The following is a 22,990-nucleotide window of genomic DNA, read 5'->3' on the forward strand; positions in this document are numbered from 1 at the left end:
TCGGGTCAGGCGGACTGGCGCGAGCGCTGTGCTGCGAGTTCGCGTCCCGAGCGGGTCGCGTGCTCTTCTGCCTGCTCCTTGAGCGACGCTGCGAGGTCGGCGAAGTCGTCGAGCGCGGGGTTCACGCCGACGAGGGTGAACGGGCGCTCGACGATGCGCAGATCGAGACCCCACACGTCTTCGAGCACGCGGCGCAGCCACGGCGTGGAGTGATCCCACCCCTCCTTCGGCGTGCCGGGGCCGTAGTTGCCGCCGATGGTCGTGACGAGCGTCGCCGGCTTGCCCTGCAGGGCCGTGCCCTGCGGGTCGATGCGCGAATCGGTGTAAGCGACATCGAACCACGTCTTGAAGTGCTGCGACGGGCCGTAGTTGTACAGCGGCACGTCGAAGAGCAGCGCATCGGCCGAGACGAGCTCGTCTGCGAGCTTCGTGGCGAAGGCCTTGGCCTCGCGCTGCTCGGGGCTGCGCTCATCCTCTGCCGCGAACCCGCCGGTGACGGCGGCTCGCCAGATCTCGGCGGAGACGGGTTCTGCTGCGAGGTCGCGGCGCACCACGTCCGATTCGGGGTGAGCGGCGGTCCACTCGCGCTCGACCCGGTCGCCGAGTGCGCGGCTCGCGGAGGTTGCAGGAAGGATGCTCGCATCCAGGCGGAAGAAAGTCACGAGGGCTCCGTTTCTCAGAAAGTTGAGTCACTAATATTTTCAGAGTGACTTTGGCGAGTGTAGCACCGTAGAATGAAGGCATGGAAGCCTCCCGGCACGATCGGCACGCGTGCGACGCTGCAGTCAGTCTCGCATTCTCGGTGCTCGGTAAGCGCTGGAACGGCATGATCATCGATGCGCTCGGCAACGGTTCGCTCGCGTTCGCCGAGGTGCGGCGGGCGGTTCCGGGCATCAGCGACGCGGTGCTCTCCGATCGGCTCACCGAACTCGCCGAGGTCGGCCTGGTGTCGCGCACCGTAGCGCCCGGACCTCCGGTATCGGTGTCGTATGCGCTCACTGCCGGGGGAGAGCAACTCGTTCCGGTACTCGAAGACCTCGGCCGGTGGGCATCGGCGAATCTCGCACCAGCTGCACACGCGGAGTAGGGCGCGGTTCAGTTCGGAAGCGCCGGCCGTTGCTCGCCCGCCGACTTCGGAATCAGCAGCGACAGCACGAGCGCGGTGACGCCCGCGGCGATCGCGAGCCAGAAGCAGACGTCGAATGCGGCGCGGCTCGGGATCGATTGCCCGTTGAACTCGATCGTCATCGAGGCGAGCACCCCGCCCATCACGGCCGACGCGCTCGACGTGCCCACCGACCGGAACAGTGCGTTCAACCCGTTCGAGGCGCCGGTCTCGTGGGCCGGCACCGACCGCATGATGATCATCGGCATCGCCGCGAAGCTGAACCCGATGCCCACGCCGATGAAGAGGTTCGCCGCGAAGATGTGCCACACCTCGCTCGACCAGAGCAGCACGAACACGTACGCGAGCACGATCGCGGCCGTGCCGGCGGTGAACAGCGGCCTGGGTCCGACGGTGCGCTCGAGCCAGCCGGAGAGGGGGGACAGGATCATCATCACGATTCCGGCCGGCATCACGATGAGCGCGGCCTGCATCATGTCGAGACCGAAGCCGGATCCCGACGCGACGGGCAGCTCGAGCAGCTGGGGGAACGCGACGTTGGAGGAGAACAGGGCGAACCCCATGCCGATCGCCGCGACATTCGTGAAGAGCACGGCGGGGCGCGCCGCGACGCGCAGATCGAGCAGCGGATCCTTCGCCCGAAGCTGGTACCACCCCCAGAGCAGCAGCACGACGGCGCCGCCGATGATGGTCGTGAGTGTCAAGGGCGAGGTCCAGCCCCACTGTGCACCGCGCGACACGAAAAGCAGGATTCCCGAGAGGCCAACCGCGAGGCCGAATGCGCCGAGCAGGTCGAGGCGGCCCGACGAGCGCAGCACGTCGCCCGGCACGTACCAGGCGATCAGCGGCACTCCGATCACGCCGAGCCCCGCGGCGAGCCAGAAGAGCGCGTGCCAGTCGGCGTTGAGTGCGAGGTAGGCGGCGAGCGGCATTCCCACGGCGCCACCCACGCCCATCGTCGCGCTCATCAGCGCCACCGCGGTGCTCAGGCGCTCGGGAGGCAGCACGTCGCGCATGATCGCAATGCCGAGCGGGATCACCCCGGTCACGGCCCCCTGCAAGGCGCGACCGATGATCACGCCCACGATGGTGCCCGCGGCAGCGGCGATCACAGAACCGGTGATGAGCAGGGCGAGCAGCACGAGTACGACGCGCTTCTTGCCGAAGAGGTCGCCGAGCCGGCCTGAGATCGGTGTGGCAATGGCGGCGACGAGCAGCGTGATCGTGACGACCCACGAGGTGTCTTCGCGCGATGCGTCCAGGAGGCGCGGCAGCTCCGCCTGGAGCGGCACGACGAGCGTGAACATGAACGACGAGCAGAGCCCCGCGTAGGCGAGCACTGCGACGGTGGCCCAGCGCGGCGGGGTTCGGGAGAGGCGTCCTCTGCCTCCCCGATCCGCGTTCCTCACGCACACACCCTATCGGTGCCGGAGGTTCGCGCCGGAGCACCTATTCGCGGCGCGGTGTGTGGCGCCAGAATCCCGCGACAGGCTTCCCGTTTCGGACATGGGGGCTCACCCAAGTAGCGCCAGAGCTCTCTTCTGACTCCTTGCTCCGCTGAAAATCGCCTGGGCTGTCTGTGCCGAGGTCGATGATGGATCGACCGCCGAGCTTTCTGATCGCCCGCTCGACGTGAGCTTGTTGGTCCTCGGAGAACGCCACTTTCATCACTTCGATCTCGCCTGCACTGATCCCGATATCTCGCGCAACGGTCGCCCACTCTCGTACTGCTGTGAGCACTTCACCAAGAGACTGAGCTGTTGCTTCTGCTGACAGGGAGTACGCGTCAGCTGTACTGACGAGATTTCTGATGTCGCGATCGCTGGGGTCGTCGCTGCTCGACACTGGCCTGGAGAGTACGACGCCTCGGGTCGGCGACGGGTTGATGTCGTAGGCGGGGCTCAGCGTCCACCCTTCTCCCTGGCGGACGAACGCATGATTCTTCCAGTGGTCGTCGACGTTGTTGATGAGGAGCGTGAGCGCGACTCGCTTGAAGAGGTCACGCAACTGCTTGCGGTCTCCCGCGGTGAGCGAATCCGTAGCGTCTGCGAGATCAAGGTAGGTGATTGTGCCGTGCTCTTGATCACCGATTTCCATAGCTGTCCGAGCGGACATGAACCCCAGCCGCGATCCGTCAGTGGTGCGGTCGAACCGGTCAAGCGCGAGGCTCGTCTTACCGCCCGAAACGCGCAGCCGCTCCGCGGATTGAACGCTGATATTCGCGTTCTTTGCCAGGGTGATTGCGAGGTACTCCCAAGCTTCACCGTCACGGCCGCTGTCTCGATCCGAAGGCAGTTTGAGAAGTTTGAGTTTCCCATCGAGTCGCACAGTAACTTTGGGTCGAGCCCCGCCTGCCGATGATCCCGGGGCATTGAGCAATTCGATGTCTTCTGCAGTGGCTTCGTGCGCCTCGAGTCTCGATGCTGCACTTGAGTATGCATCGAGCTTCTTCTGACTCAGGCTCGGCACGCTCGCTGGCCCCAGCCACTGCCCACCTCCGCTGGGTTGGAAGCGGATCGCGCCAAGTCGTGCTTCGTCGCTTGCGATCGTCAGGTAGTCAAACTTCCCAATGCTTCGCGGTGCTTCCTCCCCTGTCGACCTCAGGCGTTGCAGATTGGCATTGATGACTCGTTCTCCCCAGTCGTCCGGGGTGAGGTCTTGGAATGCCCCGAAAAGTTGCTGGTCCTCGCCTGAATAGCTGCGGGACCGACCAAGGGGCAGCGAAGGGTCCAGGGGGTATGCCCCTGGTGCTTGGTGATATCCGGCGTCGTATTCGAACCACGAGCCGCCGAGAGCACGAATGCCGTTGAAAGATGCGCCGAGGGTTCCTGCGCGCACGCTCTCCCCGTTGATCTCGACGTACACGTCAAGTGTGTCGTGCAGGTTCATGACTTTACGTGAGCTCGGTCGAGTGCGAGCGAGCGGCCGGCGTCAGTGGTGAATGGGTCGGCTGATGCGATGAAGTGGTCTGCGAATCCGAGCACAGTGATGACAGCGATGAGCGAGTCGATTCGAGGAGATCCCGTCCCGTTCTCGATCTTGCGGAGAGTGTCGCGGGTGATGTGTGCGCGCCGAGACATCTCGGATGCGGACATGCCTTGAAGCTGTCGCCACTTCCGAATGTTTTCACCGAGACGAGCGAGCCTTCTTTCGCGCGCGGGGGATGATCTCTGAACCATTCAACGCCCTCCACTGGTATCTATACAGGTCAGTATAGCCCTCTAGTGACCTGTAGAGGTACCAGCGTGGTGTGATGCCGCCCAGAGAGCGCGGCGTCAGCCGGCGAGCCGAGACGGCGCCATGCCCGCGAGCACCCCGAGGAGGGAGTCGGGCACGAGTGCCGTGTCGGCGCGCCCCTCGCGCACGATCGCCGCGATGCGCGACCCGAGTTCCGAGGTCGAGGCTCCCATGTCGGCACCGGCCAGGCTCGGCAGCGACCCGAGCACCTCAACCGTCGCCGCCTCGACCGCACGTGCCGCTTCGCCCTCGCCGAGATGGCCGAGCATGAGTGCGAGCGAGAGGATCGCGCCGGCCGGGTTCGCCCACCCCTTGCCGGCGATGTCGGGCGCCGAGCCGTGGATGGCCTCGAACATGCTCGGCGCGCTGCCGTCGAGGTTGAGGTTCGCGCTGGTGGCGACCCCGAGCCCGCCTTGGATCACGGCGCCCAGGTCGGTGATGATGTCGCCGAAGAGGTTGTCGGTGACGACCACGTCGAAGCGTTCCGGGGTGAGCGGCAGGTGGAAGCACATCGCGTCGACGTGCACGTAGTCGACCTCCACCTCGGGGTAGCGGGCGCCCACCTCGGTGACCACCTGCTGCCAGAGCTGCCCGGCAGCCACGAGGATGTTGGTCTTGTGGCAGAGCGTCAGCTTCTTGCGGCGCCCGAGTGCGAGGCGGAAGGCGAAGTCGACGACGCGCTCGATGCCGGCGTGGGTGTTGAGCGACTCCTGCATGGCGACCGCGTTGGGCGTGCCGGCGTGCACGGTCGAACCGCGGCCGACGTAGGCTCCCTCGGTGTTCTCGCGCACGATCACCATCTCGCAGCGCTCCGGGGTGAGCTCGGCGATCGGGGTCGGAACGCCCGGGTACAGCCGTACCGGGCGCACGTTCGCCGCCTGCTGGAAGCGCTGGCGCATCTCGAGGATGAAGCCGCGCTCGAGGATGCCGGGGGTGACTCTCGGGTCTCCCATGGAGCCGAAGAGGATCGCCTCCTTGTCGCGGAGCTGCGCCTCGACGGCGTCGAACAGCTCCCCGGTCTCGAGGTAGTGGTTCGCTCCAGCCGCGAAGGTGCTGCGGTCGGTCGAGAAGCCGAATCGTTGTTCCGCGGCGTCGAGCACCTCGAGCGCGCACCCGACGACCTCCGGCCCGATTCCGTCTCCGGGGAGTACCGCGATGGCGTAGCTGTTCGTCATGTCGATCCTTTCGAGAACGTGCGGCCGCTCGCGCCTTGGAGATGGGCCTCTGGTGAACTATATTAAATGGTAAGACCACTCGGCGCGAAGGGTTCGCGTGCACGGCCGCACGTGAACGGATCCGCCGCCCGCTGCAGAGGAACCACCATGCCCGAGGCACTCGAACTCATCGCACCCGCAGGGGCACTGCCCATCGGCGGCGAATGGCGCGCGATCGCCGAGCGCTCCGACATCGTCTTCCCGTTCGACGGCAGCGTCGTGGGTCAGGCACCGGTCAGCGGCGAGCAGGATTCGCGCGACGCGCTCGACGCTGCTGAGGCGGCGCGAGCGGCCGTCGCAGCGCTGACCACGGCGCAGCGGAAGGCGATCCTCACCGACCTCACGAGCCGCGTGCGCGCGAGCGCCCAGCACCTCGAAGACCTGCTCGTGCTCGAGACCGGCAAGCCCCGCGTCGACTGCCGCACGGAGGTGAACCGCACCATCGTCACCCTCGAAGCGACCGCCGAAGAGGTATCGCACATCCACGGTGAGACCGTGCCGCTCGACCTGCAAGAGCTCGGCCGCGGCATGATCGGCTACTACACCCGCAAACCCGCCGGCATCGTCATCGGCATCGCCGGCTTCAACTACCCGCTGCTGCTCGCCACCCACAAGCTCGCGCCGGCCATCGCGGCCGGCTGCCCCGTCATCATCAAGCCGGCCCCGAACACGCCGCTCGCGACGATCGAACTGCTCGCCATCACGCGCGAGATCCTCGACGCGCACGGCGTGACGCCGGCGGCGGTGCAGCTCGTGAACGGCGCCCCGATCGTCGGCGAGACGCTCGTGCGCGACCCCCGCGCCTCCGTCGTCTCGTTCACCGGCTCGGCGAAGATCGGCCACCTCATCGCGCAGCAGGCTGCACCGCGCAAGGCCGTGCTCGAACTCGGATCGAACACCGGATTCATCGTCGCAGCCGACGCAGACCTCGAAGCGGCCGTCGACGCCGTGCTGCGCGGCGGCTTCTACGCCAACGGGCAGGCCTGCATCTCGGTGCAGCGCGTCGTGCTCGAGCGCGGGATCGCCGAGCGCTTCTCCGCGCGTCTCGTCGAACGCATGGGCGAACTCGTCGTGGGCGACCCCCGCGACCTCGCGACGAACGTCGCACCCGTCATCAACGCCGCCTCGGGGGAGCGCATCCGCGCCATGATCGACCGGGCCCTCGCCGCGGGAGCGGAATTGCTCACCGACGGCCCGGGCGACGGCGAAGCCGCCCACGTGCGACCCGTCGTGCTCGGCAACGTGCCGGCCGATGTCGACGTGTGGTGCGAAGAGATCTTCGGGCCCGTCGTCTGCCTCACCGTCGTCGACTCGATCGACGCCGCGATCGACCTCGTGAACGACTCCCGCTACGGATTGCAGGCCGCCATCTACACCGCATCGCTCGCGAGCGCCTTCGACGCCATCGAGCGACTCGAGGTCGGCGGGGTCGTCGTCAACGAGATCCCCGGTTTCCGCTCCGACATCATGCCCTACGGCGGCGTAAAGGATTCGGGCATCGGCCGAGAGGGCCCCCGCTTCGCGATCGAAGAGTTCACCGTGACCCGCATGGCGATGATCCGCCCGCAGGCGCGCAGCTGAGATCGCGCCGCGATCCCGCACCGCATCCCGAACCACATTCCGAACTGACCCTGGAGACACCAGCATGAGCCACACGCAGATCGACTACTCGCAGCTCTTCCGCCTCGACGGACGCACCGTGGTCGTGATCGGCGCGGGCAGCGGCATCGGCCGCGAATCGGCGCAGGCGCTCGCCGCGCAGGGTGCGCACGTGGTGGTCGCCGACTACTCGCTCGAGGGGGCTGAGGCGACCGTCGCGCTCATCACCGAGCAGGGCGGCGTGGCCGAGGCGTACGAGATCAACGTGCTCGACGACGCCGCGGTCGAGGCTGCGGCCGAGCGCTTCGGCGACGCGGCGGCGCTCGTCTTCACCGCCGCTACGAACGTGCGCAAGCGCATGGAGGACTACACGCTCGACGAGTTCGACCGCGTCGTCAATCTGAATCTGCGCGCCTCGTTCCAGCTGATCCGCCACTTCGGCACGCGGTTCGCGGCCAACGGCGGCGGGTCGATCGTCGGCTTCGCGTCAATCCGCGCTCAGGTCGTCGAACCCGGCCAGGGCGTCTACGCCGCAACGAAGGCCGGTCTCGTGCAGCTCGCGAAGACCGCGGCCGCCGAGTACGGCGCTCAGGGCGTGCGCGTGAACGTGGTGGCGCCCGGGGTCGTTGAGACCCCGCTCACCGCGCAGATCAAGGCGAACGACGAGTGGTACGGGGCGTACGCGCAGAAGGCCGCGCTCGGTCGCTGGGCGCGGCCTGACGAGCTCGCCGGGGCGGTGGTCTACCTCACGTCCGACGCCTCATCTTTCGTCACCGGATCCACCCTCTTCGTCGACGGTGGCTGGACCGCGATCGACGGCCGCTTCACGCCGCCGGCTTCGTAGGGCGCGACACCCCGGCGCAGGTCGCAGGCCTCAGGCGACCTGCGACCAGTCGACCTCTGCGGCGTTGCCACGCACGCCTTCGAACCAGAGCGCGACCTGCATGAGGCGATCGTCGGTGCCGATCTGCGACGCGATCTGGAGACCCACGGTGCGCCCGTCCGCCTGCACGCCTGCACCGATCGATACCGCAGGCTGTCCCGACATGTTGTAGGGCACGGTGAACGAGATGTGTCCCATCGTTTCGAGCGGGTCGAGGATCGGCATCGGGTCCTCCGCGGCGAACGCCGCGACCGGCGTCACGGGCGAGAGCACGAGGTCGAACGGCTGCGTCGCGGCTCTCGTGAGGTGGGCCATCTCGTCGATCATGTTGCGGTTGCGCACCGTTTGAGCGGCGGAGAACGTTGCTCCAGCGGCGCACCACTCGGCGATGAAGGGGAGGACCACGGCACGCTCGGCCTCGGTGAGGGCCTCGAAGTCGGCGTATGAACGGCTGCGCCAGAAGTCGGCGATGCCGTCGAGCACCGTTGCCGGGATGAACGGCTCGAGCGGTACGACGGTCGCGCCCGCCTCCTCGAATCGGCCCGCGGCGCGCTCGATGATCGCACGCGTCTCGGGCTCGACCGGCAGGCCCGAGCCCGCGTCGAGCTGCAGGGCGACGCGGAGGCCGGCAGGGGAGAGCGGCGCGGTCGACCAGTCCATCTCGGCGTATGCGCGCGTAAGATAGTCGCGGGGATCGGGCTGCGCGACGATCGACATGAGCCGGATCGCGTCGGCAGCCGTGCGGGTCAGCGGGCCGGCAGCGCGTCCGGCGTAGGGCACGTCGAGCGGGATGAGCCCCTCGCTCGGCTTGAGCGCGGTGAGGCCCTGCCAGGAACCGGGCAGGCGGATGGATCCGCCGATGTCGGTGCCGATGTGGAACGGGCCGTATCCAGCCGCGGCCGCCGTGCCGGCTCCGGCGCTCGACCCGCCGGAGGTGTGCGCCGGGTTCAGCGCTCCGCGGGTGATGCCGTGCAGACTCGAAACGCCCGACGAGAGCATGCCCCAGTCGGGCATGGTCGTCGAACCCACGATGACGGCGCCCGCTTCGAGCAGTCGATCCGTGGTCGGAGCGTTGTGAGCTGCGATCGGCGGGTTCGGGATCGCCGTGCCGGCGGGTTTCGGCTGCCCGGCGCGCGCGATGTTCTCCTTGACCGTCGCCGGCACCCCGTCGAACGGGCCGAGCTGCGTCCTGGTGCGCCAGCGTTCGGTCGAAGCGGCGGCGTCGGCGCGCACCTGCGCGGCGTCGAACAGGTAGAGCGCGTTGAGCTCGGGTTCGCGCGCTTCGACGCGGGCGATGACGTCTTCGGCGACCTCGCTGGGGGTGAGCGATCCGTCGGCGTAGCGCTCGCCGAGCGCGGCGGCGTCGAGGGAGGCGTGGCGTGGCGAGGTCATCCTGGGCCTTTCGTCGAGGTGGTGCGGGTCGAAGCAGCGTCCGCGCTAGGCGCTCTGGGCGAGCTCCTGACGCAGCGTGAGGGAGGAATCGATGAGGCGCTTCGTGTAGGGGTGCTGCGGGGTGCGATACACCGTCTCCGTGTCACCGGCTTCGACGATCTCGCCCGACTGCATCACGATCACCGAGTCGCACAGGTACCGCACGACGTTGAGGTCGTGCGACACGAAGACGAGGGTGAGGCCGTACTCGTCGACGAGGTCGGCGAGCAGGTTGAGCACCTGGGCGCGCACCGAGACGTCGAGGGCGCTCACCGGCTCATCGGCGACGACCACCTGGGGGCGGCAGATCAGCGCGCGTGCGATCGAGATGCGCTGACGCTGGCCGCCCGAGAACTGGTGGGGGAAGCGCTCAGCGGAAGACGCGGGCAGACCCACGGCTTCGAGCATCTCCGCGACCATGCGCTTGCGGTCGGCGGCGGTCTCACCGCGCCCGGGCACGAGCAGCGGCTCGGAGATGATCTGCTCGACGGTCATGCGCGGATCGAGCGAACCCATCGGGTCCTGGAACACGATCTGCAGGTTCTGCCGCAGCGCGCGGAGCTGCGGCTCCTTCGCGCCCTTCACCTCGTTGCCCGCGACGACGGCGCTGCCGGAGGTCGGCTGGTCGAGCCCGGCGAGGATGCGCAGCAGCGTCGACTTGCCGGATCCCGACTCGCCGACGACCCCGAGACGCCCGCCCTCGGGCACCTCGAAGGAGATGCCCTTGAGCGCGTGCACCTCGGGGGCTGGCTTGAGGATGCTCGTGCGTCCGCGCGTGTACGTGCGGACGAGGTCGGTGACGCGCATCACCGGTTCGGCGTGCGCGGGTGCGGCACCAGCAGCAGCGACGTCGGCAGCAGCAGTGCCAGCGACCGCCCCAGATGCCTCAGCGCGCTCCACGATCCGCTCGTCGGCGGTCGGCGGCACGTATTCCTGAGCGGTCGCGACGGTGAAGAGGCGGCCCCTGGCATCGACAGCGTCGAGGTCGGACGCCGCGAGCAGCCCGCGCGTGTACGGGTGCGTCGGGCGGGTGAAGACGTCTTCGGTCGTGCCCTCCTCGACGACGGCGCCGTTGTTCATGACGAGCACGCGCGTGCACATGTTCGCGACCACGGCGAGGTCGTGCGTGATGAAGAGCAGGCCAGTGCCGCGCTCGCGCACGAGTTCGAGAATGAGGTCGAGCACCTGCCGCTGCACCGTGACGTCGAGCGCCGTCGTCGGCTCATCGCAGAGCAACAGCGACGGATCGTTCGCGAGCGCCATGGCCAGCATCACGCGCTGGCGCTGCCCGCCGGAGAGCTGATGCGGGTAGGCCCGCGCGGCCTGAGCGGGATCGGGGAGGTGCACGGCGTCGAGCATCTCGACCGCACGGCGGTTCGCCTCGGCCTTGTTCGGTGCGAGCTTGTGCTGCAAGATGATCTCGGCGACCTGGGCGCCCGCGCGCATCAGCGGGTTCAGCGCCGTCAGCGGCTCCTGGAACACCATCGCCATGTCGTTGCCGCGCAACTTCATGAGATCGGATTCCGGGGCCTCGAGCAGGTTGCCGGCGTACCCGTCGATCTCGACCGACCCGTCGGCGGTGACGCCGTTCGGGAGCAGGCCGAGCAGCGCGGTCGTGGTCATCGACTTGCCTGATCCGGATTCCCCGATGAGGCCGATGCGCTCACCGTGAGCCATGTGCAGGGAGAAGTCCGAGACGAGGGTACGGTACGGCGTACGCACGTTGAGATCGTCGACGCGCAGCAGCAGGTCGGAGCCCTCGGCGTGCGAGGCGGCAGTCGCCCGTGAGGCGGTGGGTTCGGTGCGCATCAGCCGCGGCTCCCGTTCAGTTTCGGATCGAAGCGGTCTCTCAGGCCGTCACCCAGCAGGTTGAAGCCCATGACCGCGATGGCGATGGCGATGCCCGGCCAGACGGCGAGCATCGGTTCGGTGCCGAGGAACTGCTGCGACTCCTGCAGCATGCGCCCCCACGATGGGGTGGGCGGTGGCGTTCCGAGCCCCAGGAAGCTGAGGCCCGCCTCCGCGAGCACCGCCAGCGCGAATGAGACGGAGGACTGCACGACCACCATGCCGATGATGTTGGGGAGCACGTGACGCAGGGCGATCCGGAATCGCGACTGGCTCGCCGCACGCGCCGCGAGCACGTACTCGGTGGTCATCACCTGCAGGGTGCCCGAGCGGGCGACGCGGGCGAACCCGGGGATCGTCGCGATGCCGATGGCCACCATCGCCGTGAGCGTCGATGCGCCGAAGACGGCGCTGAACATGATCGCGAGCAGCAGCGCCGGGAAGGCGAGGGCGATGTCGGAGGCGCGCATGATGACCTCTTCGATCCAGCCGCCGCGGATGCCTGCGAGGATGCCGAGCGGGGTGCCGATCAGGATGGCGATGCCGACCGAGATGACGCCGACGAACAGCGTGATGCGGGCGCCGTAGAGCATGGCGGAGAAGACGTCGCGACCGTACTTGTCGGTGCCCATCAGGTGCGCGAGGCTCGAGCCCTGCAGCCGGTCGGCGGGCATCGCCTGCGTGGGGTCGTACGGCGTCCAGAAGAAGGACACGATCGCCGCGAGGGCGACGAGCCCGATGAGGATCAGCCCGATCAGCAGCGTTGCCGAGAGCTTGCGCTTGCCCGACCGCGCGGTGCCGCTTGTGCTCGCGTTGCCGGGGGCGCTGATCGCGCTGGTGCGCGGTGCCTGAGAGGGTGGGGTGGGAACCTGTTGCGTGCTCATGGCTAGGCGCTCCTTCGCAGACGCGGATCGATGAGCGTGTAGAGCACATCGACGACGAGGTTGAGAATCAGGGTGATGGCGACGAGCACCATGACGACGGACTGCACGGTGAGCATGTCGCGGTTGCCGACCGCGTCGAGCAGCATCGAGCCGAGGCCGGGGATGACGAACACGCGCTCGATGACCACGGCGCCGATGATGAGGGCGGCGATCTGCACGCCCGTCACCGTGATGACGGGGATCGCCGCGTTGCGCAGGCCATGCTTGAGCAGCGCGCCGTTCTTGCTGAGCCCCTTGGCGCGCGCGGTGCGGAGGTAGTCCTCGCTCATCACCTCGAGCACGGCGGACCGCACGTAGCGCGTGAGGATCGCGCCCTGCACCGAGGCGAGCGCGACGACGGGCAGGATCAGCCGGCGTATGAAGTCGCCGAAGTCGACGGCCGGGGCGGTCCAGCCGTTCGCCGGGAGCCACCCGAGGCCGACCGCGAAGACGATGACCAGCAGGATGCCGGCGAGGAAGCCGGGAACCGCGACGCCGATCTGCGAACCGAGGCCGATCGCGACGCCCGAGAAGTTGCGATGCTTGACGGCCGCCCAGGTGCCCAGCGGAATCGCGACGAGCAGGGCGACCACCATCGCGGTGAGTACGAGGATGAGGCTGACCTGCACGCGGTCGAGCACCATGGGGCTGATGTCGGTGCGCGTCACGTACGAGGTGCCGAAGTCGCCCGTGAGCAGCCCGCCGAACCACTCGAAGTACTGCACGATCAGCGGTCGATTCGTGCCGAACTGCTCGCGCGTCTGCTCGAGCAGTTCGGGGGTGGCGTTCACGCCGAGTGCGATCTGAGCCGGGTCGCCCGGGATCAGTCGCATGAAAAGGAACACGACGACCGTGGCGACGACGTACGTCACCGCGAATCTCGCGAGATTGATCAGGATCCGTATGGCCATGCGGTTCGGGTTCCTCGGGTTCAGTGGCGGGATGGTGTGGTGCGCCCGCGAGAGCGCAGTTGTGGTCTCGGGCATGCGCCTCGTACGACCTCAACTGCGCTCTCGCGCACTGGAGGGGCGAGAGCGGCGGTTCGCACCGCCGCTCCGCTTAGTTCCAGCTCAGGTTCGTCAGGTCGAGCGCCTCGATGATGGCGTTCTCGGGCATACCCTGCAGATCAGCCTTCGCGACCGTGATGTTCGGGAACAGGAAGAGCACGCCCGAAGCCGCGTCGTCGACGATCTGCTCGGCGACCTGCTTCATGCCGTCGACGTACCCGTCCTCATCGGCAGCATCCGCTTCCTCGGCGATCGGAGCGATCTTCGAGTTGTCGTAGCCGATGTAGTAGTTCGGGTCGTTGAAGACGGTCAGAATATCGCGCGCCTCGACGGCGAGCACCGTGGTCATCTGGTAGTCGTGCTGGGTGAAGACCTGGTCGAGCCAGACGGCGGGGAACTCGGCGGACTCGATGGTCGCGTTGATGCCCACGTCCTTCAGCTGCGAGACGACGATCTCCGAGACGGCCTGCGCGTAGGGGCGCGTCGGCACGGTGAAGGTGATGTCGAGGTTCTCCTGGCCGGCTTCAGCCAGCAGATCCATCGCCTTCTCGGGATCGTACGGGTACGCGTCGTTCAGATCCTCGTAGTACGGGTCCGTCGGAGCCGCGTAGGTCGCGACGAGCGAGCCGTAGCCGTTCCATGCGGTGTCGAGGATCGCCTGCTTGTCGAGGGCGTAGAGCACTGCCTGGCGCACGCGCACGTCGTCGAACGGGGCGGCCTGGTTGTTCATCGAGAGCGAGACCTCGCCGCTCGACGTGCCGGTCGTGACGACGAACTGGTCATCCGACTCGAAGCTCGAGAGCAGCTCGGGGGCCTGCAGGTTCGCGATCGCGTCGACGTCGCCCGTCTGCAGCGCGTTCGTGGTGGCGGTCGCGTCGGCGAAGTACTTCAGTGTGACCTGCTCAACGCCCGGAGCCTCGCCCCAGTAGTCGTCGCGCGTGTCGAAGACGAGGCTCTCGTTCGGCGTCCACGCCTCGACGGCGTACGGGCCGGTGCCGACTGGGGTGTTCGCGAGATCGTCGACGGCGTCTTCCGAGAAGATCGCGCCGACCGGCGTTGCGAGGCTGAAGAGCCACGCGTTCGAGGGCTTGCTCAGCGTGACCGCGACCTCAGTGGGGGAGACGACCTCGACGCTGTCGACGACGTCCATCTTCGCCTTGAGGCTCGACACCCAATCGGTCTTCACCCGGTCGAAGCTGAACTTCACGTCGTCTGCCGTGAACTCGTCGCCGTTCGAGAAGGTCACGCCCTCCTGCAGGGTGAACGTGTACGTCTTGCGGTCGTCGCTGACGGTCCACTCGCTCGCGAGGAGGGGCTGAATCTCGCCCGACTGGTCGAGCTCGACGAGGCCCTCGTACACGTTCGACATCAGCGCCTGCGGAATCGCCGAGCCGGCCGTCGTCGTGAAGTCGAGGTTCGTGGGGGTGCCCGTCAGGGCGATGGTCGCGGTGGTCGGGGTCTCCCCGTCGCTGCCCGCGCTGTTACCGGCGCCCGCGGAGCAACCCGCGAGGCCGAGGACGGCCGCCGTCGCGATGGCGGCCGTGGTGAGAATCGCATTCTTACGTCGCATCATTGCTTTCCTGTGAATGGGGGCCTCGCTGGGCGAAGCCGGGGTGGAGGGTGGGGTTGGGCGACGATGCCCAGTCGCCGATCCGCAATGCACAGCGTATTCGCGAAACCGGCGGATTGGTGTGACAGAAATCCCGAGAGATTTCGAACCAGGATACATGGTAAGGCCACTGCGGTGGGCGCTATCATCGGAGCACGCAGCTGACTCAGCGCGACTGCGACCCTCGAATAGGAAGAGACTCAGGTGTCCACGACCCACAGCTTCGAGCCCGCGGTGCCCGTGCACACGTATCAGCGCATCGTCGATCAGATCGAACGGGCGATTGTCTCGGGCGACATTGCCGTGGGATCGCAACTGCCCAGTGAGCGTGATCTCATGGTGCAGTTCGGCGTGAGCCGACCCACCGTGCGTGAGGCGCTGCGCATTCTGCAGAGCATGGGACTCATCGAGTCGCGGCCCGGCACCCGAGGCGGACCGGTGGTGCTCGCGCCGTCGTCGAAGACGCTCTCCCGATCACTGCGCGCCCTCGTCGGCACGGATGCGCTCGACGTCTCGGCGCTCGTCGAGTACCGCGTGGTGCTTGAGGGCACCACGAGCCGGCTCGCCGCCGTGCGGCACGATGCTGAACAGCTGGAGCGCATGCGTGCCGCGATCGAGCAGATGGAGCGCGACGCCGAAGCGAACTCGGATTCGTTCGCCGCCGCAGATATCGAATTCCACGAGGCCATTTGGGAGGCGAGCGGCAACGAAGTGCTGCGTCTCACGGGTGAGGCCGTGTCCGGTGTGCTGCGCGCCATCATCCAGCGCGACGTCGAGAACGAGCACCACGACAACCGGTTGAAGCTCGAATCGGCCGCGATCGACCGCAGCCTGTTCTCGGCGATCGAAGAGCGGGACGGCGCGCGCGCGAGCGGAATCGCGCGCCGGGCGGTTGCCGACCGTTTCGGGCTGCTCGTCGAGAGCGATCTGGACCGCCGCGCCCTCGCCGCGCTCGCAGAGTAGCCCCGCGCCGCCGCCTCGCACTCAGCGCTGGCGGCGACCCGAAACCCAGGCGAGCATGCCGCTCAGGGAGGCCGCGACGAGCGCGAACACCACAACCGCCTGCGAGAGGCCGAACTGCTCGGCCATCGCGCCGAGAGCAATGACCGGCACCGCGCTCCCGAGATAGGTGACGGTGTAGACAGCGCTCACCGTCGAGGCGTGGCGCAGCGGGTGGACGGCCGCCGTGGCCGCGGTGAACGCCGCCTGGAAGGCGATGCCCTGCCCCACGCCGGCGAGTGCGCTCGCGAGCACGAGGAACCACACGGCTCCGACCCCGCCCGCGGCCGCAATACCGATGAGGGCCACCGCGAGCACGCTGAGTCCCACCGGCATTCGCCATCCGCCCGAGAGCGGCACGAGCTGCACGAGCGCCGACGCGGCGAGCGTCACGGCCGCGAGCACTCCGATGACCACGCGCGAGTCGGTTCCGACGATGGTCGCGAAATGCGAGGGCGCCAGGGACAGGCAGAAGCCGAAGACCATGAAACTCAGGAACCCGGTAGCCGCGGCGATGCGGAATGCGCGGGCGGCAGCGGGATCGTTGCGGCCGCTCGAGCCGGGAGCGTCAGGGCGAGGATCGGGCGCGTCGGCGAGTGCGATCCCCGCGATGTGCGGCGCGCACTCGTCGTGCGGTGCGACCGCGATGATCACGGGGACGAGCGCGGCGAGCACGATCGCCACGGCGAGGTACGGGGTGTGCAGCGGCACGCCGATGAGCGAGAGCACGCCGCCCGCCACGGGCCCGGCAGCGACGCCGCCCGAGGTTGCGAGCAGTGTCAGGCGCCCGACGAGGGCCGGGCGCCCGGGAAGCAGCACGCGCAGGGCACCGGAGCCGGTGCCCGTCGCGCACGCCACCGCGATGCCCTGCACGGCGCGGGCGACGCAGAACCAGCCGAGCGTCGGCGCGAAGGCGAGGGCCGCGGTGGCGAGCGCGGCGGCCGCGAGTGCCGCGATGAGCACGGTGCGGCGATTGACCCGGTCGGCGACGTGGCGAAACAGGATCAAGCCCACGATCAGCGAGAGCACGTAGCTCGAGAACGCGATCGAGATGCCGAGCGATCCGGTCTGCAGCTGTGTCTCGAGCAGCGGAAACAGCGGAGTGCTGAGATTCGCGCTCACGAGCAGGGCGAAAAGTGCCAGCGAGGTGAGTGCGACGCGGGCCCGCGGGCGGTGCAGCGCTGCGTACGGAGCCGGAGAAGTTCGTGCCTGGGACGAGGGCAGGGTGCTCGGGGTGCTGAGCGATGGTGTTGCGGTCGCTGATGCGTTCGCGCGCATGGCGGGCTCCTTCTTCGGGCGCAGGGGTGGCGCGTCCGGTGGTTCAGCCCGCGGGGTGGTGCGGGCGTTGATCCGAGTGCGGCGGGGGTGTCCGCCTGCACATGAATGAGTTCATCGTACCGGGTCGATCTGCGCAAGCGACATCACGCCAATTGATCGATATGATCAATGTGCAAAGACGAAACCAAGCAGAAAGTGGTCAGAATGAATGAGCTGGACGCGACCGACCGACGAATTCTCCTCTTGCTTGATCAGGATGCGCGCATGCCGACGGCGATGATCGCCTCGAAACTCGGCTTGGCGCGCGGCACGGTGCAGGCGCGGCTCGAAAAGCTGAAGGAGGCCGGATCGCTGCGCCTCCACAGTTCCCGGGTCACGCCCGCATCGCTCGGCCGACCGGTGGGAGCGAGCGTGCAGGTCGAACTCGATCAGCATCAGATCAGTGCTGCGGTCGCCGCGCTCGCGAACATCCCCGAGGTGCTGGAGTGCTTCGCGCCCGCGGGCAGCACCGATCTCCTGCTGCGCGTGGTGGCGCGCGACCCCGACGATCTGTACCGCGTCAGCGAAGAGATCCGCCTGTGCCCCGGCATCACCCGCACCTCGACGAGCCTCTTTCTGCGTGAAGTGATTCCGTACCGTGTGACTGGCCTCCTGAACGCCAGCTCGGGCCGCGTTCGGGTGTGAGAGAAAGGGTCCGAGGCGGAGCGTAGACTGAGCGCATGCCCATCACGTCGGCGATGCTGCGCGTCGCGGATCATCGCCCCGAGCAACTCGCGATCGTGGGGGAGGGGCGGGCGCTCACCTACGGCGAACTGGTCGAGCACTCGCGTCGCACGTTCGCGGTGATCGATGCGCTGCACGCTGCCACCTCGTCCCGGTCGGCGGCGCCAGCTCCTGCTCCCGAAACCGGCGGCATTCCCATCAGCGCGATCAGCGTCGACTCCGCCTTCGCTGCGGCACGGTTCGTCGCGTCCCTCGCGGGCTACCGCGCGGTGTCGGCGACGATCGATCCGCGCTGGCCGCTGGAGCATCGCGTGGGCGTGGTGCTCGCGACGGGTATCGGGGTCATCGTCTCCGACTCGGCCGATCTCGCGGCAGCGCTCGCGGAGAGCGGCTGGGGCGGCACGATCCTGACCCTTGCAGAGTTCGCGGATCGCGAGCGGGCCATCGATCCGGCTCCGCCGCCCGCAGTGCGCGACGGCGACGAAGCGTTCCTCCTGCTCTTCTCCTCTGGAACGACGAGCCGCCCGAAAGCGTTCCTCAAAACGCGGCAGCAGTACCGACAGAACGTCGCGGTGTCGAGCGCGCACCTCGAACCGCTGCCCGACGTAGCGACGCTCGCCCCGGGTCCGGTCTCGTACAGCCTGACGCTCTACGCCGTCATCGAGTGCCTCGCGACGGGCGGCAGCGTGCACGTCGCAGACGCGTTCGATCCTTTCGGCGTGGCGGCTCGCGTGCGCGATGAGGCCATCACCCGAGTGGTGGCCGTGCCGGCAGTGGTGCAAGCGCTGACGGACGCCGCCCGACGCGATCCCGCAGCGTTCGAACGGCTCGAGCTCGTCGTGACCGGTGGAGCGAACCTTCCGGCAGCGATTCGCGAAGGGTTGGCCCGCGCGCTGCCGCAGACGCGTCTCATCAGCTACTACGGTGCCGCCGAGATCGGGTTCATCGGCGACAGCCGCGACGGCGACGGCACCGCGATCGCGATCTACCCCGGCATCGATGCGAGCGTGCGAGACGAGTCGGGGCGCGTGGTGCCGGAGGGGCGTGCCGGCACGCTCTGGATCCGTGCTGCCGCCTGCTCCGACGGCTACCTCGCAGGCACGACCGACGACGTACTCCGCGGCGCCGGCGGGTGGGCGACCGTGCACGACCAGGCCCGACTCGTCGCCGGCAAGCTGCATCTGCTCGGCCGCGCCGGTGACGTCGCGGTGACGGGCGGGCACAAGGTCTCGCTGCCCGAGGTGGATCGCGCCTTCGCGGCGGCGCCCGGCATCGGGGCCGCGATCGCCGTGGCGCTCCCGCACGCGTCGCTCGGCAGCATCGTCGCTCTGGTCGTCGAAGCGAACGGTGAAGCGGTGCCGGATCGCGAGGCGCTCGCCGCATGGGCCTCGGAGCGCCTGGCTCCGCAGTACGTGCCTCGCCGCTGGTTCTCGCTGCCCCAGTTGCCCCGCACCGTGGGCGGCAAGGTGCGTCGCGGGGAGACGGCCGAGCGCATCGCCGACGGATCGGCGGTGCGCCTGTGAGCGCCGCCGCGCGTGGGCGCCGGGTCGTCGTCACGGGCATGGGGGCCGTGACGCCGAGCGGGATCGGCGTCGGAGCGCTGTGGGACGCGGTGGTGCGCGGACGCAGTGCGATCCAGCGCTTGGACGGGCCGGAGTTCGATGCGCTGCCGGTGCGTATCGGGGGCAGGATCGAGGGATTCGACGCCGAGGGTCTCGTACCGACCGGACTCATGCGACGTCTCAGCCCCGTGCAGCTCTGGGCGATCGCCGCAGCCGACGAGGCGCTGCGGCACGCGGGACTGATCGGCGAAGACGCCTTCGGTGCGCGTGGCGAGGCGTTCACAGCGGGAAAGGTGTTCGCGGGCGACGAGGATCGCGTGGCGATCATCGCGGCGACCGGGTCGGGCCCCGTCGACGCCATGCAGGCCGCCACCCGCGCGCTCGATGCCAGGGGCCCGAGAGCGGTTCCCCTGGCGCTCGCCGTATACGGGGCGCCAGATGCCGCGGCTGCGCTCCTGTCGCAACGGTACGGGGCGACGGGCCCCGCGCAGGGGGTGTCGGCGACCTGCGCGAGCGGGGCCATCGCGCTCGGCGAGGGGCTCCGGCGCATCCGCCACGGGTACGCCGACGCGGTGCTGGTCGTCGGTATGGAGGATTGCCTGGGCCCCGTGAACCTCGCCTCGAACGCGAACCTGCGCGCGCTCGCCGCAGGCTTCGAAGAGGCGCCGCAGCAGGCCAGCCGCCCGTTCGATCGGGCGCGATCCGGCTTCGTGATGTCGCAGGGAGCCGCCGCGATCCTGCTCGAGTCGGCGGAGCACGCTGCGGCGCGCGGTGCGGCGCCGCTCGCGGAACTTGCGGGGTTCGGGGCGTCGAGCGATGCCTACCATGCAACAGCGCCGCATCCCGAGGGTCGCGGTGCCGCCCGCGCGGTGGTGCAGTGTCTCGCTGACGCAGAGGTCTCGCCCGACGCCGTCGACCATGTCAACCTGCACGGCACCGGAACGCCCGCGGGCGACGCCGCCGAGCTCGCGGCGCTCGATGCAGCGCTCGGAGCGCGCGCACGCACGGTGCCGGTCACCGCGACCAAGTCGAGCACCGGTCATCTGCTCGGTGCGGCGGGCGTGGTCGAAGCCGTGATCTCGGTGGAGTCGCTGCGCGCGCAGCGCATCCCGCCGACGCTCAATCTCACCGACCCCGAATTTCCCGATTTCGATGTGGTGTCGGGTCGAGCGCGATCGGCGGAGATCCGCACGGTGCTCTCGACCTCCTTCGGGTTCGGCGGGCACAACGGGGCGATTCTGCTGCGCGAGGAGGGGGTCAGTGCGGCCGAGGGCCGCACGATCAGACAGGAGACGCAATGACCGATCGCGAACTCAGGCACGCCGAGCTTGCCGAACAGTACCTGCCAGACGAATTGCTCGAGCGGTTTCGCGAACGCGCTGCCGTGGTCGACAGGGAGAATCGGTTCTTCGACGACGATCTGATCGAGCTGCGCGAACGCGGGTACCTGCAGCTCTTCGTGCCGGCCGAGTTCAGCGGGCCCGGCCTGTCGCTGCACGAGGTCTCGCGCCTGCAGCAGCGCCTCGCGGGTGCGGCACCGGGCACCGCGCTCGGCATCAACATGCATCTCATGTGCACGGGCGTGGCCGCGGCGATGTTCGCGCGCGGGGATCGCTCGCTCGGCTACGTCTTCGAGGAGGCGTCCGCGGGCGAGATCTTCGCGTTCGGCATCAGCGAACCCGCGAATGACTGGGTGCTGCAGGGCTCGAACACCGTCGCCGAGCCCCAGGCCGACGGCGGGTACCTCCTCACCGGAACCAAGATCTTCACCTCGCTCACACCGGTGTGGACCCGTCTCATCGCCCACGGGCTGGATGCGAGCGATCCGGGCGATCCGCAGCTCGTCTTCGGGTTCATCGAGCGCACGTCGCCCGGCATCACGGTGTCGGAGCACTGGGACGTGCTCGGCATGCGCGCGTCGCAGAGTCGTTCGACCCGGCTCGAAGGTGCCGTGATGCGCTCAGATCGAGTGGCGCGACGCATCGCCCCCGGTCGCACGCCCGACCTGCTCACGTTCGCGATCACGAGCAACTTCCAACTGCTCGTGGCTTCCGTGTACGCCGGCGTCGCGCGGCGGGCCCTCGCGGTGGCGGCCGAAGCGCTGCACCGGCGCCGATCGGCATCGCGTGACGCCTCGCTCGCCGAGGTGCCCGAGTGGCGCACGCGGCTCGCAGATGCGTATCGTGAGTTCCTCTCCGTACCGGCACAGCTCGACGCGTACACCCGTGACTTCGACGAGCTCGTCGATCACGGTGCCGGCTGGCCGCCGCGCCTTGTCGCGGCGCGAATCGGGGCGAGCGAGGCCGCGCGCCGGGCGGCAGAGACGGCGCTCGCCTGCTCGGGCGGATCCGGCTTCGATTCGGGTAGCGAGGCGGGACGGCTCCTGCGCGACGCGACGGCCGGGCTCTTCCACCCGCCGAGCACGGATGCCTCGCGCCCGATGTTCGCGGCCGCCCTGCTCGAGCAGGGTTGAGCGGGGGGCGTTTCTGCCGCCTTGCGAAAATTGACTGCACAACGCGCAGGTCATCATCGGAAGGACGCGGCGCGCGCGTCGCAGGTGCCGTCTCCATCAGTGCTTCGGTCGTAGCTACTTTGTCTGCCTGGGGATATCGCTTACTGTCATCGCGCCTTGAAGTACTTAAACAGATGCTTCTCACGCGTGCGCAGAAGGCCGGAGAGAGTTCCCATTGCAAACCCGACCGTTCCCATAACTGCGATGGAAAAGGACTGAATCTGCAGAGGGCCGCGATCGACCAACGCAACATCCGTCAGGGTGATGGCTGTGGCCGCGGCTATGGTCGACCACACCAGGAAAATGGGCGCTAGCAACTCTACAGAAATTACTGCGACTAGGTCCCTTCGCTTGAGCCCCGCGTGGAGATCACTCGCGAGTTGGAGGCGCCGCACTCGAACTGAAATGCCTCCGACGAAAAGTCCGACTACTGCTGCAGCCCACGGCGCGGATAGTGGTAGACGCTCTAGGTAACGAGTTGACCAATCGATGTTAGTTCCCAAAGTACCGTTGACCTGCTCGACCTGCGGATTGACATCATTGGCGTCACTTTCGTAGCTAAGGGACGTGAGAAGTACGTCGCGCAACTCGTCAGATTGTGGCCAACTATCCACCCAGCACTCGTCGTATGGCGCAGTGTTCGGGACAGGAGCGATAGCCGAATATCCGAGGCCCCCTTGCCGTCCGTCAGACGGCCAATCGAACGTGCCAGCGACTTCAGCAGTCCCGGTTGTAAGGAAGACTGCACCTCCGGGTAAAGTGCCGACGGCCTCAGCTGCGTCCGATGACAAGTACAAGCCAGTGGCCAAATCCGTTGCGCCAAGCACCTTCGAGAAACCAGGAGAAGCTTCAAAGCTTGAATATGGACTGCTCGGTAGCGCAGCTGGGCGGAACTGATAATCGCTCGTTCGGATCGCTCCTGCAGCACGCACACCGGGCAGCACTGGCAGATCGTCTGAGTTGGTACGCCTAGTCCACCCAGTTGGTACCCAATTCCGGAGGCCTGGTGCTGTCGCGCGTTTTCGGGTCTTCTAGGTGC

At 68.2% G+C, this 22,990-nt stretch carries 19 protein-coding genes; 8 read left to right on the forward strand and 11 right to left on the reverse strand.

Annotated features, from left to right (window positions below; all coding sequences use genetic code 11):
- Positions 1-5: 5 nt before the first annotated feature.
- Positions 6-662 carry an NAD(P)H-dependent oxidoreductase gene (locus AB0O71_RS12905; RefSeq protein ID WP_363745931.1) on the reverse strand — a complete coding sequence of 219 codons (657 nt, stop codon included), beginning with the start codon at positions 660-662 and terminating at the stop codon, positions 6-8.
- A gap of 80 nt (positions 663-742) precedes the next feature.
- Here AB0O71_RS12905 and AB0O71_RS12910 point away from each other — a divergent pair, with 80 nt between their 5' ends.
- Entirely contained in the window at positions 743-1,087 is a 345-nt protein-coding gene (locus tag AB0O71_RS12910) for a helix-turn-helix domain-containing protein (RefSeq protein WP_363745933.1), read from the forward strand.
- An 8-nt stretch (positions 1,088-1,095) separates the two neighbouring features.
- Here the strand turns inward: AB0O71_RS12910 and AB0O71_RS12915 are convergent, their stop codons facing one another.
- The 4 genes from AB0O71_RS12915 to AB0O71_RS12930 all read right to left on the reverse strand — a co-directional run bounded on the left by AB0O71_RS12915 (position 1,096) and on the right by AB0O71_RS12930 (position 5,538).
- Entirely contained in the window at positions 1,096-2,535 is a 1,440-nt protein-coding gene (locus AB0O71_RS12915) for an MFS transporter (protein ID WP_363745935.1), read from the reverse strand.
- A 40-nt stretch (positions 2,536-2,575) separates the two neighbouring features.
- Entirely contained in the window at positions 2,576-4,015 is a 1,440-nt protein-coding gene (locus AB0O71_RS12920) for a type II toxin-antitoxin system HipA family toxin (RefSeq protein WP_363745937.1), read from the reverse strand.
- The gene (locus AB0O71_RS12925) at positions 4,012-4,305 is read right to left on the reverse strand and encodes a helix-turn-helix transcriptional regulator (protein ID WP_363745939.1); all 294 of its coding nucleotides are present in this window, start codon (positions 4,303-4,305) and stop codon (positions 4,012-4,014) included. The genes AB0O71_RS12920 and AB0O71_RS12925 overlap by 4 nt, the downstream gene beginning before the upstream one ends.
- 96 nt (positions 4,306-4,401) lie before the next feature.
- Complete coding sequence (locus tag AB0O71_RS12930) at positions 4,402-5,538, reverse strand: 3-isopropylmalate dehydrogenase (RefSeq protein ID WP_363745941.1); 1,137 nt, start codon at positions 5,536-5,538, stop codon at positions 4,402-4,404.
- Positions 5,539-5,685: 147 nt separating this feature from the next.
- On the opposite strand from AB0O71_RS12930, the gene AB0O71_RS12935 reads away from it, so the two are divergent.
- Positions 5,686-7,158 (forward strand): aldehyde dehydrogenase family protein, encoded by a 1,473-nt coding sequence (locus AB0O71_RS12935; protein WP_363745943.1) that lies wholly within the window; start codon positions 5,686-5,688, stop codon positions 7,156-7,158.
- Between the two features lie 64 nt (positions 7,159-7,222).
- A complete protein-coding gene (locus AB0O71_RS12940; protein WP_363745945.1) occupies positions 7,223-8,020 on the forward strand; it encodes an SDR family oxidoreductase in 798 nt (265 codons plus the stop codon).
- Between the two features lie 30 nt (positions 8,021-8,050).
- On the opposite strand, the gene AB0O71_RS12945 is transcribed toward AB0O71_RS12940, so the two are convergent.
- The 5 genes from AB0O71_RS12945 to AB0O71_RS12965 form a co-directional block, all read right to left on the reverse strand.
- Positions 8,051-9,451 carry an amidase gene (locus tag AB0O71_RS12945; protein ID WP_363745947.1) on the reverse strand — a complete coding sequence of 467 codons (1,401 nt, stop codon included), beginning with the start codon at positions 9,449-9,451 and terminating at the stop codon, positions 8,051-8,053.
- Between the two features lie 45 nt (positions 9,452-9,496).
- Complete coding sequence (locus tag AB0O71_RS12950; protein WP_363745949.1) at positions 9,497-11,299, reverse strand: ABC transporter ATP-binding protein; 1,803 nt, start codon at positions 11,297-11,299, stop codon at positions 9,497-9,499.
- Positions 11,299-12,222: an ABC transporter permease gene (locus tag AB0O71_RS12955; protein WP_363745951.1), complete on the reverse strand. Its 924-nt coding sequence runs from the start codon at positions 12,220-12,222 to the stop codon at positions 11,299-11,301. The genes AB0O71_RS12950 and AB0O71_RS12955 overlap by 1 nt, the downstream gene beginning before the upstream one ends.
- A 2-nt stretch (positions 12,223-12,224) precedes the next feature.
- The gene (locus AB0O71_RS12960; RefSeq protein ID WP_363745969.1) at positions 12,225-13,172 is read right to left on the reverse strand and encodes an ABC transporter permease; all 948 of its coding nucleotides are present in this window, start codon (positions 13,170-13,172) and stop codon (positions 12,225-12,227) included.
- Between the two features lie 148 nt (positions 13,173-13,320).
- The gene (locus tag AB0O71_RS12965; RefSeq protein WP_363745953.1) at positions 13,321-14,841 is read right to left on the reverse strand and encodes an ABC transporter substrate-binding protein; all 1,521 of its coding nucleotides are present in this window, start codon (positions 14,839-14,841) and stop codon (positions 13,321-13,323) included.
- Positions 14,842-15,081: 240 nt separating this feature from the next.
- On the opposite strand from AB0O71_RS12965, the gene AB0O71_RS12970 reads away from it, so the two are divergent.
- Positions 15,082-15,840 carry a FadR/GntR family transcriptional regulator gene (locus AB0O71_RS12970; RefSeq protein ID WP_363745955.1) on the forward strand — a complete coding sequence of 253 codons (759 nt, stop codon included), beginning with the start codon at positions 15,082-15,084 and terminating at the stop codon, positions 15,838-15,840.
- Positions 15,841-15,861: 21 nt separating this feature from the next.
- Here AB0O71_RS12970 and AB0O71_RS12975 read toward each other — a convergent pair whose 3' ends face one another.
- A complete protein-coding gene (locus AB0O71_RS12975; RefSeq protein ID WP_363745957.1) occupies positions 15,862-17,154 on the reverse strand; it encodes an MFS transporter in 1,293 nt (430 codons plus the stop codon).
- 204 nt (positions 17,155-17,358) lie between these two features.
- Here AB0O71_RS12975 and AB0O71_RS12980 point away from each other — a divergent pair, with 204 nt between their 5' ends.
- From AB0O71_RS12980 to AB0O71_RS12995, 4 genes are read left to right on the forward strand one after another with little or no spacing between them, the layout of a single operon-like run.
- Entirely contained in the window at positions 17,359-17,838 is a 480-nt protein-coding gene (locus tag AB0O71_RS12980; protein WP_363745959.1) for an Lrp/AsnC family transcriptional regulator, read from the forward strand.
- Between the two features lie 35 nt (positions 17,839-17,873).
- Positions 17,874-19,400, forward strand: coding sequence for an AMP-binding protein (locus AB0O71_RS12985; RefSeq protein ID WP_363745961.1), 1,527 nt, complete (start codon positions 17,874-17,876; stop codon positions 19,398-19,400).
- On the forward strand, positions 19,397-20,740 hold the full coding sequence (locus tag AB0O71_RS12990; RefSeq protein ID WP_363745963.1) for a beta-ketoacyl-[acyl-carrier-protein] synthase family protein: 1,344 nt from the start codon (positions 19,397-19,399) through the stop codon (positions 20,738-20,740). Before AB0O71_RS12985 ends, AB0O71_RS12990 begins: the two co-directional genes overlap by 4 nt.
- Positions 20,737-21,912, forward strand: a complete 1,176-nt coding sequence (locus tag AB0O71_RS12995; RefSeq protein WP_363745965.1) for an acyl-CoA dehydrogenase family protein — start codon at positions 20,737-20,739, stop codon at positions 21,910-21,912. Before AB0O71_RS12990 ends, AB0O71_RS12995 begins: the two co-directional genes overlap by 4 nt.
- The last annotated feature ends 1,078 nt before the right edge of the window (positions 21,913-22,990 follow it).

This window comes from Leucobacter sp. NPDC077196, assembly GCF_040687075.1.
Lineage (GTDB): Bacteria > Actinomycetota > Actinomycetes > Actinomycetales > Microbacteriaceae > Leucobacter.

Bases quoted from the DNA above. Each gene is read 5' to 3' on its own strand.
- AB0O71_RS12910 (WP_363745933.1), top strand. From the start codon at position 743: ATGGAAGCCTCCCGGCACGATCGGCACGCGTGCGACGCTGCAGTCAGT.
- AB0O71_RS12920 (WP_363745937.1), bottom strand. From the start codon at position 4,015: ATGAACCTGCACGACACACTTGACGTGTACGTCGAGATCAACGGGGAG.
- AB0O71_RS12925 (WP_363745939.1), bottom strand. From the start codon at position 4,305: ATGGTTCAGAGATCATCCCCCGCGCGCGAAAGAAGGCTCGCTCGTCTC.
- AB0O71_RS12930 (WP_363745941.1), bottom strand. From the start codon at position 5,538: ATGACGAACAGCTACGCCATCGCGGTACTCCCCGGAGACGGAATCGGG.
- AB0O71_RS12935 (WP_363745943.1), top strand. From the start codon at position 5,686: ATGCCCGAGGCACTCGAACTCATCGCACCCGCAGGGGCACTGCCCATC.
- AB0O71_RS12940 (WP_363745945.1), top strand. From the start codon at position 7,223: ATGAGCCACACGCAGATCGACTACTCGCAGCTCTTCCGCCTCGACGGA.
- AB0O71_RS12945 (WP_363745947.1), bottom strand. From the start codon at position 9,451: ATGACCTCGCCACGCCACGCCTCCCTCGACGCCGCCGCGCTCGGCGAG.
- AB0O71_RS12950 (WP_363745949.1), bottom strand. From the start codon at position 11,299: ATGCGCACCGAACCCACCGCCTCACGGGCGACTGCCGCCTCGCACGCC.
- AB0O71_RS12955 (WP_363745951.1), bottom strand. From the start codon at position 12,222: ATGAGCACGCAACAGGTTCCCACCCCACCCTCTCAGGCACCGCGCACC.
- AB0O71_RS12960 (WP_363745969.1), bottom strand. From the start codon at position 13,172: ATGGCCATACGGATCCTGATCAATCTCGCGAGATTCGCGGTGACGTAC.
- AB0O71_RS12965 (WP_363745953.1), bottom strand. From the start codon at position 14,841: ATGATGCGACGTAAGAATGCGATTCTCACCACGGCCGCCATCGCGACG.
- AB0O71_RS12975 (WP_363745957.1), bottom strand. From the start codon at position 17,154: ATGCGCGCGAACGCATCAGCGACCGCAACACCATCGCTCAGCACCCCG.
- AB0O71_RS12980 (WP_363745959.1), top strand. From the start codon at position 17,359: ATGAATGAGCTGGACGCGACCGACCGACGAATTCTCCTCTTGCTTGAT.
- AB0O71_RS12985 (WP_363745961.1), top strand. From the start codon at position 17,874: ATGCCCATCACGTCGGCGATGCTGCGCGTCGCGGATCATCGCCCCGAG.
- AB0O71_RS12995 (WP_363745965.1), top strand. From the start codon at position 20,737: ATGACCGATCGCGAACTCAGGCACGCCGAGCTTGCCGAACAGTACCTG.